We start from the raw sequence: 13935 nt of genomic DNA, 5'->3' as shown, positions 1-13935 counted from the left end.
TGAATAAAATTTGATATGGCAGTTTTTTTCTTATCAAGAGAGGTTGAGGGGAATGGCCCTGTGACGCCTCAGCAACCACCGCTTTATGCGGAAAGGTGCTAAATCCATCAAGTTGGAAACAACTTGGAAGATGAGAAGAAACCTATTAATTTGGGGCTTCTTCTTGTTGGGAAGGCCTTTTTCTTGTGAAAAAGGGTTCGATATCTCATTGAGGAAGGAGAATGACATTGTCTTTAAAAAGGGAAACTCTGCTTGTCCAAACGGGGAATGACAGACAAGAGCCGCTTGGTGCAATCAACGCTCCCATTTATCTATCAGCACCATATCGCCATCAGCATATCGGCTTGTCAAATGACTATGATTACATCAGAACTGGAAATCCCACACGCGATATCCTTGAACGATCAATAGCAGAATTGGAGAAGGGAAATCGGGGATTTGCCTGTAGCTCTGGAATGAGCGCGATTCAATTAGTTTTTTCCTTATTTACATCCGAAGATCATATTATCGCAATTAGAGACTTGTATGGTGGCTCTTATCGGATGTTTGAATGGTTTTCAACTAATTATCATCTCCAATTTTCATTTTGGGATCAAGAACATGAAAGCATTCATCAACTGATCCAATCCAATCCAATACGAAAGCGCTATTTATTGAAACACCTACAAACCCATTGATGAAGGAAACAGATATCCGAAATTTAGCCGTAATTGCCTGGAAGGGGGGAATGATCAGCTTTGAAATCGCCAATGAATCAAGGGTCTCTCCATTTTTAAGCGCATTAAATATTTTCACCTTTGCTGAGAGCCTGGGGGGTGTGGAGAGCTTGATTACATACCCGGCAATACAGACACATGCTGATATTCCAGAGGAAACCAGAAAAAGCTATGGGCTTAGCAACCGTCTTTTGCGTATCTCAGTAGGGATTGAACACGCAGATGACTTGATTTCAGATTTGGAGCAAGCTTTCAATCAATTAGAAAAAAATGGATTGGCGCCTTCAACAAAAGACAGAGGAGGTAGTCAAGTTGAATCTGTTAGATAGTTTAAAAGAAAGAATAATGATTGGTGACGGAGCGACAGGAACCCTGCTTTATTCATACGGGATAGACCGCTGTTTCGAAGAATTGAATCTCACTCACCCAGATGATATTTTTCATATTCACGAAGAATATTTGAAGGCTGGCGCAGAAGTGATTCAAACAAACACTTATGGCGCCAATTACATTAAACTGAACAGATATGGTTTGGAGGAACGCGTCAAGGAAATCAACAGTGAAGCAGTTAAAATTGCAAGAAAAGCAGCAAAAAAGGACGCCTTTGTCGTTGGAACGATTGGTGGAATTCATGGGGCAAGATTTTACTCAGAGCTATCTGAGGAGATTAAAAGAAGTTTCAGAGAACAACTGTATTGTCTACTATTTGAGCACGTGGACGGTCTCCTATTAGAAACGTATTATGACCTTGATGAACTAATCACTGTACTCAAGATAGCGCGTCAAGTGACCAATATACCGATCATTACAAATGTGTCCATGCATGAGCCTGGAGTCCTTGAAAATGGAATTCTGCTATCTGAAGCTATTAAACGTCTGGAGGATTTAGGAGCTGATGTGGTGGGAGTGAATTGCAGGTTGGGTCCGTACCATGTGCTAAAAGCATTAGAGACCGTCCCTATTCCTGAAAAAGCCTTTTTATCAGCATATCCGAATTCAAGTCTTCCGGAGTTTAGGAATGGAAAGTTGCTTTATAAATCTGAGCCGGAATACTTCAAGAAGTTTGCAGCCCATTTCAGGGATGAAGGAGTCCGTTTGATGGGAGGCTGCTGCGGAACAACTCCTGCTCATATCCGATCTATGAAGGAAGGCATACAGGGACTAATACCGGTTAAGAAAAAGAAGGTCAAAGAGCAAGCAAGAATTGAAATAGGAGAAACAAAAAAGCTTGATGAATTGACGTTATTTGAGAAAGTCAAAACGAAGCGCTCGATTATTGTAGAACTCGATACTCCAAAGGATTTGGACACACGGAAATTTTTCGAAGGGGCGAAAGCATTGAAAGAAGCCGGTATCGATGGCTTGACAGTGGCTGACAATTCTCTTGCCTCCCCTAGGATATGCAATAAAACAATGGCATCGCTCGTCAAGAGGGACATCGGTCTTTCTTCGCTTGTTCATGTAACATGCCGTGACCGTAACTTGATTGGGATGCAGTCTCACTTAATGGGTTTGCACACATTGGGAATCCGGGATATATTAGCGATCACTGGTGACCCGACGAAGATAGGAGATTTTCCAGGCGCAACCTCAGTCTTTGATGTAACATCATTTGATCTAATTAAGCTTATTAAGCAATGTAATGAGGGAATCTCCTTTTCCGGAAAATCTCTTAAGCAGAAAACAAACTTTCATGTGGCGGCGGCTTTTAACTCTAATGTTCATAATATTGGGAAATCAGCGGAGCGCCTCGAGAAAAAAATTCAATTTGGAGCGGACTATGTGTTAACACAGCCTATATTTAGCCGGGAAAAAATTATTGAAACATGGGAAGCGACCAAACATATTAAGGCTCCAATATATATCGGGATTATGCCACTGGTTTCATCGAAAAATGCCGAATTTCTTCATAATGAAGTTCCGGGTATTAAATTAACAGACGAAACGAGAAAACGAATGGCCGTCGCCAAAAGTCCGGAGCAGGCGCTCCAAATAGGATTGGACATAGCAAAGAAATTAATCGACACGGCTATTGAGTATTTTAATGGAATCTATCTAATCACACCGTTCATTCGTTATGAGTTGAGTGTAGAATTAGCTAAATATATTCAGCAACGAACAAAGGAATTGGATGTGAAAAAACAAACTCAATTCGCTTTATCATAAAAAATGAATTTAGGAGGAAATAGCATGGCAAAAGTTTTAAGTTCAAATTTAGGTTATCCAAGAATCGGAGAGCAGCGAGAGTGGAAAAAGGCACTGGAAAAATTTTGGAGTGGGGAAATTTCTGAAAAAGAACTGCTGGAGGAAACGAAAGCAATCCGTTTGGAAGGATTGAGGAAGCAGAAAGAAAAAGGGATCGACCTGATTCCGGTAGGGGATTTTTCATTGTATGATCATGTTCTTGACACATCGATTACGTTTGGAGTGATTCCAAAGAGATTCAAAGAGGACGGTACAAGAACTCAATTGGAGACTTATTTCTCCATTGCGCGTGGAAATCAGGATGCTGTAGCATCGGAAATGACGAAATGGTTTAATACAAACTATCACTATATCGTTCCTGAATTCAATGAATCGAAGCCCTCATTAAAAGAGAATCGTCTGCTTAGCTTCTACAAAGAAGCAAAAGAGGAATTGGAAATCGAGGGAAAACCAGTCCTATTGGGACCAATCACATTTATTAAACTGGGAAAAGGGTATGAAGACGGAGAATTCCCTTTAATTGTTCAGGAATTTCTGCCATTATATATACAAGTTATAAAGGAACTGAAAGAGGCCGGGGTTAAATGGATTCAGATTGACGAGCCGATATTTTCAACTGCATTGACTGAAGAATATCTTGAGCAAGCCAAATATGTATATGAGACGTTTGCAAAAGAGATACCGGAAATCAACATTATTATTCAAACCTATTTTGAATCAGTCGACTCATACGAGTTTATTGTGAATTTGCCAGCAGCGGCAATTGGCCTTGATTTTGTGCATGGTCATTCTTTAGATCTCTTAAGCAAGCATGGATTTCCCAAAGACAAAATACTTGCTGCTGGTGTAATCGACGGGCGGAATGTCTGGCGTCAGAACCTTAATCACCAGTTCGGTCTGTTAGAGTCAATCGGAAACATCGTTGATAAAGAAAGAATTATTGTGCAGCCTTCTTCTTCGTTGATTCACGTGCCTGTAACGACAGAAAGTGAAAAAACTTTGGATCCTATTATTAAAGACGTTCTTTCCTTTGCAGACGAGAAGCTGGATGAAATTGCACTCTTAGCCAAAGGGATTGGAAGCGGGAAAGAAACGATTCTTTTAGAAATAGAAGAAAGTGTAAACGCGATTGAGGCGTTGAATCGTTCAGACTATCGAAAACAGACAGATACAAATCTAACAGGTAGATTAAGCACTGACCGTAAGCTCCCGTTTCAGGAAAGGATTAACATACAGAAGCAACAGCTTCAGCTTCCATTACTGCCAACAACGACTATCGGGAGTCTGCCGCAGACGGCTGAAGTTAGAAGGGAAAGGCTGAAATGGCGTAAAGGGGATATTACTGATAAGACATATGAAGAATATATTCAAAGTGAAATTAAGAAATGGATCGATATTCAGGAAGAGATCGGTTTGGATGTATTAGTTCATGGTGAATTTGAGCGTACGGATATGGTTGAATACTTCGGTGAGAAATTAGATGGATTTTTAGTGACAAAATTCGGATGGGTTCAATCATATGGGTCCAGATGTGTCAGGCCACCAGTCATTTTTGGAGATGTTTCATTTAATAAACCTATGACAGTGAAGGAAAGTGTGTATGCACAGACGCTGACCGAGAAAAAAGTAAAAGGAATGCTGACAGGACCAGTCACTATATTAAATTGGTCCTTTGTAAGGGATGATATTTCCCGATTTGACGTTTTAGATCAAATTGCAGCGGCACTTCGTCAGGAAATCGAAGAGCTTGAGAAAAATGGGATCAAGATTATCCAAGTTGATGAGCCGGCATTAAGAGAAGGCCTGCCGCTCAAAGTGAAGAAATGGGATCAATACTTGAAAAGAGCAGTAAATTCATTCAAGCTCGCTACAGCCTCTGTGCAAAACAGCACCCAAATTCACACACATATGTGTTACTCGGATTTTCAGGATATCTTCGAAGCTATCAGCGCGTTGGATGCTGACGTAATTTCTATTGAAACCTCCAGAAGTCATGGAGAACTGATCTCCACTTTTGAAGAAAATACGTACGATAAAGAAATCGGACTGGGTGTCTATGATATTCATAGTCCACGCGTTCCAAGCAAAGAAGAACTAAAGGCTAACGTTAACCGTGCATTGCAAACTATTCCATCCAGTCAGTTTTGGATTAATCCAGACTGCGGATTAAAAACAAGAAAAGAAACAGAAACCATTGCTGCCCTTAAAAACATGGTAACAGCGGCAAAAGAGATCAGGAAAGCACAATTGATTGGGGTCCAATCGAAATAAACAGATTCAGGAGATTAAAGAAATTCAATAAATCGTATTTCTGCTAAAGTGAGTTAGTGAAACCAAGCTTGGGTACTTTCAATTTAAGTACGCAGGTTTGGTTTTTCTCACTTTTTTAGTTTTCTTATAAAGGTATGTGTTTATCTTTCGGTTGAATACTCTGTAAAATGAACTTGGTATCAGGAGATGAGTCTAAAAATATAAAGTTATGGAGTTTGACTAAAATCGACTGTTTACATGAAATATAGTAAAATATTAACTTTAAAAGGATATGGGTGAATGGCAGAAAAGGATAAATAATGAAATTTAAAAACAAAAGAAATCCAGGTGATTGCATGGGGGATATTGTTATCACGGGGTATGGGATAAAAGCTCCGGATATTAATGATAAAGAAGGGTTTAAAGAAACCTTGGAAAAAGGGATTTGTAAACTTGATATATTAGAAGGAATAGGGCCTAATGATTCTAATATTGTTGCGGGTATTATCCCTCATGAATTTTTAACAATAAAGGAACGAAATTACAAGCGTTATTCAAAAGTAAGCCGCCTTGCAATGGCTGCAGCTGATGATGCAATCGAGATGGCTGAAGTGCAAGGAAAAGACCCTTCTCGGATGTCCGTCATTATCGGAACCGCGGTAGGCAGTATAAAGGAAATTGAAAAATATTCGGTTTGGGCGACTGATTTTAAGAAGTATCCGCTTCACGGGGTCACAATAGTGGATTCTCATACAATCTCCTCTTCCGTTGCATCACATCTTGGTACGAATGGGCATGTATTTACGCTGACGACCGGATGTACCGCAGGTTTGGATGCGATTCTGTTAGGTAAGCTGCTATTGGAGCAGAGGCAAACGGATATATGTATCGTTGGAGGCGCTGATGCTCCTCTTGGCCAATGGTCCACATTCGGGTTTAATAAATTACGTCAGGTGGAAATCAATAAAGAAATTGGGCAAACCGGGGTGCCGTTTTCGAGTGATCATAAAGGTTTTGTGATGGCCGAGGGAGCTGGCATACTTATAATGGAAAGAGAAGAGGAGGCTGTAGCAAGAGGAGCAACCATTTATGGAAGGATTGAAGGCATCTCATCCAATAATGAAGGCTCACAAATGTTTCATAAAGATACTTCAGGTAATATGATGCTCAGTGCTATGAAACAGGCGGTAAACAACCAAGTTCCTGATTATGTAAACAGTCAGGCGTTGGGGTTGCATGTGAATGATCAAATAGAATGTTTCGTTCATCAGCATTTATTCGGGGGATCTGTACCCATTTCGTCAATTAAAGGCTCAATTGGGCACTCATTTGGAGCTATGGGAGTCATGCAAGTTATCTCTGCTTTAATTTCTATGGAATATAATTTTATTCCTCCTACTTTATTTACAAAGGGGACAGGATTTGAAAATTTACCGATTGTTTATGAAACGATTTATCAACCTGTGAACAGAGTTGCGGTAACCTCACATGGTCTTGGCGGTAACAATACATGCATTCTGATTAATAAATTTTAGGTTTGACTTCACACAGCAGAAGTCTTCCGCTTCTGTAAATAGTAAGATGAAAGCATATCAATATTCCATTTAGTGGGGGTTAAAACCCCGGCTGAATAAAGTTAAAGACGCCGGCGGATGCCACAGATTTTCGAAGGAAATGTAACGAGCAGAGCTCAATACAATCTGGGCGAAAATACGCCAAGGTGCATTTGATTTATGGGGAGTGGAAGTATGAATTTACTCATATCTACTTTAATCGCTGTTATTCCCTTATTAATTGGTTTTCTATTATTGAAAATTCTTAAAGAGAAAAAGCTGTCACGCATTCTGTTCCTCTTTTTATTTTTTGCAAGTATTTGGCAATTTGATGTAACCGTTTTGTATGCATACACTTTCCTCACTAAAGAAACAATAGATTTTCTGTTCAGGCTTCTTAGGATTGGATCAATTATGTTATCGCCGGCATTATTTCATTTCGCTTATTCAATTGAAAAAGAATTGGGAACGAATGATCTCGGGATCGGTTGGAAATTGTTCGTTAACAAATATGTTGTATGTTTATTTTATGTTTGGAGTTTTATCGTTTATTTAATGGGATGGAGCAAAAAAGCCATTGAGGACATTATTTGGATAGAAACAGATGGTCATGCGGGTTTTTACTTCCCTATTTATGGCCCACATTCATGGGCATTCCATTCAAACGTAGCCCTATTTGTTGTTAGTATTGTAGCTTGTGTTATGCTGATTTTGAAAATGAAAAATGATGAATATAAGTCATTCCTTCTCTATTTCATCATTGCGATAACGGTAGGATATGCTTTTGGAATGTTAAACATTATTCCGGAAACCAGATTGTATCCAAGTGGATTTGCTGTCGGATTTTTTGCGATTTCTATCTTTATTCTTTCATTACGGCTGCATGTCCAAGTAGTAAATAAGATGAACGAAGCATTGGACAATCAAAGGAGTTTTTTACAGAAGCTGATTGATGTAAACCCAAACTATATTTATGCTATCAAGCAGGATGGAACCTACGCATTAGCAAATAAAGCCTTCGCAGATTTCCATGGTTTAAACTCACAAGAGATGATTGGTCAAACTGAAGTGGGTATATCAAATCTGGAAAAAAATTCAAATCAGCTTTCGAAGGAAGGAAGTAAGAACTCAAATGAACTTATTGTACATGAGGAAGAAATACAAGATCAATATGGCAATAAAAAATGGTTGAAAACATTTAAAATACCTATTCAAACCATCGATGACAATCTAGTTTTGGGGGTTTCGACTGATATTACCGAGTTAAAGGAGCAGGAAGAGAAAATTAGAAATCTTGCCTATCATGATTCTTTAACTCAATTGCCAAATCGCCGGCTCTTCGATGAGGATTTGTGCCAGACAATAAAGGCGGCGAAAAAACAGAATAATCAATTGGCTCTTTTCTATATGGACCTAGACGGTTTTAAAAATATAAACGATACGTTGGGACATGATATAGGTGATCTACTTTTAATAGAAATATCATGCCTACTTCAATCGGTTATCAATAAATGCGAGCACGATGTCAGGGTATACCGCATAGGCGGGGATGAATTTACTTTCATCTTTCAAAATTGTTCGATTCAATCAGTTTCAGAACTGGCCAATGATGTTCTTGATCTATTTAAACAATCCATCTTAGTAGAAAAATATAGTTTATTTATTACACCCAGCATTGGTATCAGTTTATATCCAGAAAATGGAGAACATGCCGTCCAATTGATGAAGTATGCTGATGCTGCTATGTATTCTGTGAAAGAAAAAACAAAAAATGGATTTGAATTTTACACTCCAGAAATCAATCAGAACCTTCAACGTAAGGTGACTTTGCAGAAACAACTGCGAATGGCTTTAAAAAATAATGAATTTGAATTGAATTTTCAGCCTCAATTGGATCTCGAACACAAAAGAATATCCGGGGTAGAAGCATTAGTAAGATGGAACAGCAAAGAATTTGGCTATATTCCACCTTCTGAGTTTATTCCATTGGCAGAAGAAACTAATTTAATCCAACCGCTTGGGAAATGGATTATGAGAGAAGCATGCCGGCAAAATAAAAAGTGGCAGGAACAAGGTTTTCCTCCCTTAACAATAGCTGTAAATGTATCAATGAAACAATTTAATGAGTATAACTTTGTTGAATCCGTTTCACGTATTTTAAATGAAACACAACTTCATCCACAATATCTCGAATTGGAAATCACCGAGGGCATAGCCATTATGGACCACTCAATTACAGTTGAGAGGCTGCATGCTTTAAAAAAACTGGGAGTTAAAATATCAATAGATGATTTTGGTACTGGATATTCTTCATTTGGCTATTTGCAAAAATATCCAATTAATATTTTAAAAATTGATAAGTCTTTCATCTCCGGCATTGCAACCAATAAAGGGAATGCGGCTATTGTGCAGTGTATTTTAACATTAGCCCAACATTTGGATTTAAAAGTGGTCGCTGAGGGAGTAGAAACAAAGGCGGACTTGGAGTTTTTATTGGGGACTACTTGTAATTATGCACAAGGCTATTATATCGGTTACCCCATGAAGACAAAAAAAATTGAAAGAAAGTTCCTAAGCGTAAAGCAATCTTCAAGTAAAGGAGTATAAACAATAAAGGTGGAAGAGGGCGAAACTGCCCCCCTGTATCATAGGTGGTGACGGAAAGCATTGTGATTTCAAGCTATCACAACTAAGAGGAAGATCAGCTATCACTAGAATATCTTCTTTCTATCCCGCTCCTCCTTCAAAATTTCAACGGCTTCTCGGAAGCGTTGGGAATGAATGATTTCCCGTTCTCTTAAAAAGCGCAATCCATCATTTAAGTCTGGATCGTCGCTCATGTTAATAATCCATTGGTACGTCGCACGGGCTTTTTCTTCAGCGGCTATATCCTCATACAAATCAGCGATTGGATCGCCTTTAGCCTGTATATAGCTAGCTGTCCAAGGAACGCCAGAAGCATTATTGTAAAACAATGCTTTATCATGATTCGCATAATGTGCTCCCAGGCCTGCTTCTTTCATTTGTTCAGGAGTGGCGTCTTTTGTTAATTTGTATACCATAGTGGCAATCATTTCGAGGTGAGCAAACTCCTCTGTTCCAATATCTGTTAAAAGTCCGATCACTGAATCCGGAATGGAATAGCGCTGATTTAAATATCGAAGAGCTGCTGCCAGTTCACCGTCTGCACCTCCATACTGCTCAATCAAAAATTTTGCCAGCATTGGATTGCATTGACTTACGCGGACTGGATACTGCAGCTTTTTTTCATACACCCACATAAAAGGGAGGACCTCCTTGAATGACGTTTTGTTAATTTACACCTGCCATGGCCATGGGGATTCTTTCCACTCCCAAGGATACTTAGAGTAGCTGTAGCCGAAGCTCGTGATGGGTCCGAATTCTTGTTCGAATGGTATTAGAAAAGCTTTTCGGTTTTTTATATACTCGTTATATTGACGGATAGCATCCATATCGCCTGGATGGGTATTCAAGTAAAGAGCCAATTCAACTATGACAAAATCCATTACTTGAAGCTCCTCCAATTGCTTGTAATATTCCGGAGGCATTTGCTTCATGTGTCAGAACCCTCCTTTGCTCTTTCATAAGGGCTATAGTAAGAATCATAAAACACCTTCCAAAGTGTCCCGTTCCTCAAAGCTTCCCTTGGTGGAAACTGAGGCAGATTAGGCGGCTGGAAGCCTAAATAAAGATGGGGAGGAGTGGAATATGATTTCACCGTAATAGGCGGACATGGATCAAACGGACTGATATACGGCTTGTATGTCTTATAATGTGTAGGCACCGAAATACCTCCTTCTAAATGTCATCCTTAATACTATATTGGGATATACGGTCAAACATTCCTGTAAGAATACTCGCTGTCTAATTAAATAATGGGAACGTCGTTTTTAGGGGGGATATTTACAAGGCTTTAAGGGAAAAGAAGGCGTGGATTTCAACAAAATGATCTGAAAAATGTCGGGGAATTGCGTTATAATTTTAAATAGAATCAATATTTGAAAATGGGGTTATTCTATTTTTTATTTTAGTGGAACGTTAATGATTATTTACTTTCCAATTCTTGCATTTTTCACTTTTAGTTGGAATGGTAATCGAAGAGCCTGTGCTGAAAATAAATTATGTAAATACAAATTGCGGTGAATGTTTCACTTTTCATTCTTGGGACATGTGTCGGCTCCTTACTTTATGCAACTATGGACCATTCTCTAACGTTATCGGATCATTAACCCTAAGTAATAACTGAATATTTATTTATGTAGAAGTAGAAAAAATATGTGAAATGAAATTATTCAATCATTCCATATGCAGGTGGCCTTTGAGTGAGTTAGAGGGAAAAAGCATGGGAGGGAACACAAATAAGCAAAACACGATTAATATTTCATAGTACTATATTTTTAATAGCATTAGTAGTAGCCATTAAATACTATCCCTCAGAAGTATCAACAGTGGCTATAACTGTAGCATGTTCTGCAATTTTCTTTACTGGAGATTCTGTGTTATTCAAAAAAAAGCAGAAGTAGTTTGTTAAGGAAGAATCGTGACATGTTTTTTTGTTTATAAACACAAAGGGTTTGAATTTGGCCTAGATATAGGTCGCTGCCAAAGGATAACCAGCGGAACAATGCTTTTTCATGATTCACATAGTGAGTCCCAGCAATTTCACTTGCTTAGGAGTGGCATCTTTAGTTAATTTATATATAGTGGCAATCATTTCGAGGCGAATAAACTTCTCTTACCAGAACTGGTGGTTCAACTCTGTATTACGGTATTGGCTGTGCTGTGTTTTTTATGAGTAAAAATAAGAACTATTAGCTAACTAATTAGCTAGTGAAAATAATGTTAGATTAGCGAAAGGCTTTCTGAACAAGAAAGTATAATATAGTAAAGTGACAAAGTATTCAAAAAGAGGTGATTTGATATTGAAGAAGTATTTCGTATTTTTAATTAGTTTTATTCTGCTTTATATGGCATTACCCATGCTTTTAGGTGCTCTTGCAACTGCCCTTTATACCCCGGATTTCTATGCAATAAAGGGTGGCCACAGTCAATCAGTGGAATTTGGAGAAATTAATTCAATGCCGCTGCTTGAAACACTTCTAATTGGTACGATCGCCTATCTTCTTTCTCAAAAATTATTTGAATCTGCCAAAATTTGAGTTGTCATTGGAAACGGATCCGTCTAAAGATCCCTTAAAATAAATCATCCAGAGAAAAATGATTTTTCGTTTTTCTCTGGATGATTTTGTATTCAAGGCATAAGTTTTCTACTTTCACTTAATTCATGATTGATCAAATGGTCGAAGAATCCCGATTTTTCAAAAGGCGATTCATAACATTGTAAGAGAATCGTTTTTTTTTAGCTGTAATTTGCTTTAACGTTGCAGATCGGCGCTTAATAGGTCTGCCCACTATCCAATGCTCTGACTGTTTGTATAAGGAGTTTCAAATGATTGATTAAAATTAACTTTGCAACAGAAATTGATCTAGCGCCATATCCTGCTCCAGCGCATTGATTCCAAACTCCTATAAAGCTAAGACTGTTTTTTTAAATACTGGCATATGTTAAGATGAGGACCGTAGAACATCCTGCTCATAGGTAGGAGAGTTGAAAAATAAAGGTGATGGCATGACAGAGTTTTTGTTGGCGGCGGTGTTTATAGGTGGGCTATTTCTCCTTTTTATGATGGTTCGTGCGGCTTTTGCGAATTCTGTCCGTGTGCATGTATTGTATTTTAATGAATATCCATCAGAGGTCGATGACTTGAATCTATTTTTCATCTCGGATATTCATCGCAGGACAATTCATGACAGTGTCATTAATGAGGTAAAAGGTAAGGCAGACGTTGTCATCATCGGAGGAGATTTGACCGAAAAAGGGGTTCCTTTTTCGAGAGTCAGAGACAATTTGAAAAAGCTGAGTAAGATTGCCCCAGCTTATTTTATTTGGGGAAACAATGATTATGAGGTTGATCTAAAACAGCTTGAAAAGATTTTTCAAGAATTTGATGTAACTGTTTTAAAAAACGAGGCAGCATTTTTGCCAGGATCGAATAAAAAGGTAGTCTTGGTCGGGACTGACTTCACGGATACGAGTGAAACAATGCGGATTGTGCTCTATTCAATTAGCCATTCTGCATTCCGGATTGTGCTTAGCCATAATCCAGAGCTGGCAAAAGAGGTCTCAGAAGCAGACAATGTACCTCTTATTTTAAGCGGGCATACGCATGGTGGACAAATACGCTTATTTGGATTTGGCCCATATGAAAAAGGCGGAATCAAGAAATCTCCAGCGACAACTTTGTTTGTCAGCAATGGCTATGGTACCTCATTGTTGCCTCTAAGACTTGGTGCTCCTGCCGAAACCCATCTTATTATTGTCAAAAGAAATCAGGGGTTATCCACCACGTCCATGAACCATCCGGCTTCTCCTTCATAGTATGAGGATAACAGTATTCCTCGGGGGGCGGGTCAAATGAAGCTGGAGAGAATATCATCAAATAAAATTAAGTATTCAATCACATTTGAAGAGTTGACGAATAAGGGCTTTTTGCAAGATGAGCTACTGAGAGACTCCTTTGTATGGGATGTTTTATTTGATGAAATGTTGGATGAAGCAAGCAGGATATACGAACTCAATGATTTTGGTGCCGTCTCCATCGAGATTTTCTCCTTAACTTCTAGGGAACTCGTTCTGATTTTGACTTTAGAAGAAGAAGAGACCTGGCATGATACGATAATAAAAGATGAGTTGCCGGAAGTTGAAAAGGATGAAGGACTCCTATTTAGATTTGAAGAATTTGATCATATCATCTTACTGGTAAAAAGGTTGACTTCATTAGATATTGACTGTGCAAGCAGTACCTTGTTTGCATTTGGAGATCTGTATTATTTAAAAATGGATGGTTTCTCCATAATTCATGATACGATCGAGAGCCTCTGCAGTGAATACGGTGAAGAAGCGGGTTTGTCAGAAGCGTATTTGGAGGAATATGGAGTCAAGATTATAGAGGAAAAGGCATTTTCGTTAATCAATGACCATTTTTAAAACTTTATTTTTGCACGAAAAGTCGAAATCTCCTATCATAAAGAAAGGAGATTTTTTAATGAGTAAAAGTATAGCTTGTTATGGAAAACTTTATTTAAAGGAAGGTTTATCTATGTACTAGGACGTACAGGAATGTACTAGT

The 13935-nt window shown here is 38.5% G+C and carries 10 protein-coding genes, 2 pseudogenes and 1 riboswitch; of the genes and pseudogenes, 8 read left to right on the top strand and 4 right to left on the bottom strand.

The window, feature by feature from the left end; all coding sequences use genetic code 11:
• The first annotated feature begins 27 nt into the window (after window positions 1-27).
• Window positions 28-137: riboswitch (SAM riboswitch) on the top strand.
• A gap of 84 nt (window positions 138-221) precedes the next feature.
• The 5 genes and pseudogenes from H9631_RS15070 (at window position 222) to H9631_RS15050 (ending at window position 9331) form a co-directional block, all read left to right on the top strand.
• Window positions 222-1045: pseudogene (locus H9631_RS15070) on the top strand (PLP-dependent transferase).
• On the top strand, window positions 1029-2882 hold the full coding sequence (locus tag H9631_RS15065; protein WP_191814202.1) for a bifunctional homocysteine S-methyltransferase/methylenetetrahydrofolate reductase: 1854 nt from the start codon (window positions 1029-1031) through the stop codon (window positions 2880-2882). Before H9631_RS15070 ends, H9631_RS15065 begins: the two are co-directional and overlap by 17 nt.
• A gap of 24 nt (window positions 2883-2906) precedes the next feature.
• A complete protein-coding gene (metE, locus tag H9631_RS15060; RefSeq protein WP_191814201.1) occupies window positions 2907-5192 on the top strand; it encodes a 5-methyltetrahydropteroyltriglutamate--homocysteine S-methyltransferase in 2286 nt (761 codons plus the stop codon).
• A 299-nt stretch (window positions 5193-5491) separates the two neighbouring features.
• Window positions 5492-6706, top strand: coding sequence for a beta-ketoacyl-[acyl-carrier-protein] synthase family protein (locus H9631_RS15055; RefSeq protein ID WP_191814199.1), 1215 nt, complete (start codon window positions 5492-5494; stop codon window positions 6704-6706).
• A 213-nt stretch (window positions 6707-6919) separates the two neighbouring features.
• Window positions 6920-9331, top strand: coding sequence for an EAL domain-containing protein (locus tag H9631_RS15050; RefSeq protein WP_191814197.1), 2412 nt, complete (start codon window positions 6920-6922; stop codon window positions 9329-9331).
• A gap of 104 nt (window positions 9332-9435) precedes the next feature.
• Here H9631_RS15050 and H9631_RS15045 read toward each other — a convergent pair whose 3' ends face one another.
• The 4 genes and pseudogenes from H9631_RS15045 to H9631_RS22895 form a co-directional block, all read right to left on the bottom strand.
• Complete coding sequence (locus H9631_RS15045) at window positions 9436-10005, bottom strand: manganese catalase family protein (protein ID WP_191814195.1); 570 nt, start codon at window positions 10003-10005, stop codon at window positions 9436-9438.
• A gap of 36 nt (window positions 10006-10041) precedes the next feature.
• Window positions 10042-10302 (bottom strand): spore coat protein CotJB, encoded by a 261-nt coding sequence (locus H9631_RS15040; protein WP_191814193.1) that lies wholly within the window; start codon window positions 10300-10302, stop codon window positions 10042-10044.
• On the bottom strand, window positions 10299-10529 hold the full coding sequence (locus H9631_RS15035; RefSeq protein ID WP_191814191.1) for a spore coat associated protein CotJA: 231 nt from the start codon (window positions 10527-10529) through the stop codon (window positions 10299-10301). The genes H9631_RS15040 and H9631_RS15035 overlap by 4 nt, the downstream gene beginning before the upstream one ends.
• A gap of 835 nt (window positions 10530-11364) precedes the next feature.
• Window positions 11365-11480, bottom strand: a pseudogene (locus H9631_RS22895) (spore coat protein CotJC); the annotation flags it as partial.
• A gap of 187 nt (window positions 11481-11667) precedes the next feature.
• Between H9631_RS22895 and H9631_RS15030 the strand changes: the two are divergent.
• The 3 genes from H9631_RS15030 to H9631_RS15020 all read left to right on the top strand — a co-directional run bounded on the left by H9631_RS15030 (window position 11668) and on the right by H9631_RS15020 (window position 13793).
• Window positions 11668-11904, top strand: coding sequence for a hypothetical protein (locus H9631_RS15030; protein ID WP_191814189.1), 237 nt, complete (start codon window positions 11668-11670; stop codon window positions 11902-11904).
• A gap of 449 nt (window positions 11905-12353) precedes the next feature.
• Window positions 12354-13184 (top strand): metallophosphoesterase, encoded by an 831-nt coding sequence (locus tag H9631_RS15025; RefSeq protein WP_191814188.1) that lies wholly within the window; start codon window positions 12354-12356, stop codon window positions 13182-13184.
• A gap of 36 nt (window positions 13185-13220) precedes the next feature.
• The gene (locus H9631_RS15020) at window positions 13221-13793 is read left to right on the top strand and encodes an adaptor protein MecA (RefSeq protein ID WP_191814186.1); all 573 of its coding nucleotides are present in this window, start codon (window positions 13221-13223) and stop codon (window positions 13791-13793) included.
• The last annotated feature ends 142 nt before the right edge of the window (window positions 13794-13935 follow it).

The organism is Bacillus norwichensis (genome assembly GCF_014836955.1).
GTDB classification, from domain to species: domain Bacteria; phylum Bacillota; class Bacilli; order Bacillales; family Bacillaceae_C; genus Siminovitchia; species Siminovitchia norwichensis.
This window is presented reverse-complemented; position numbering and strand designations above follow the sequence as displayed.

Bases quoted from the DNA above. Each gene is read 5' to 3' on its own strand.
- metE (WP_191814201.1), top strand. From the start codon at position 2,907: ATGGCAAAAGTTTTAAGTTCAAATTTAGGTTATCCAAGAATCGGAGAG.
- H9631_RS15055 (WP_191814199.1), top strand. From the start codon at position 5,492: ATGAAATTTAAAAACAAAAGAAATCCAGGTGATTGCATGGGGGATATT.
- H9631_RS15050 (WP_191814197.1), top strand. From the start codon at position 6,920: ATGAATTTACTCATATCTACTTTAATCGCTGTTATTCCCTTATTAATT.
- H9631_RS15045 (WP_191814195.1), bottom strand. From the start codon at position 10,005: ATGTGGGTGTATGAAAAAAAGCTGCAGTATCCAGTCCGCGTAAGTCAA.
- H9631_RS15040 (WP_191814193.1), bottom strand. From the start codon at position 10,302: ATGAAGCAAATGCCTCCGGAATATTACAAGCAATTGGAGGAGCTTCAA.
- H9631_RS15020 (WP_191814186.1), top strand. From the start codon at position 13,221: ATGAAGCTGGAGAGAATATCATCAAATAAAATTAAGTATTCAATCACA.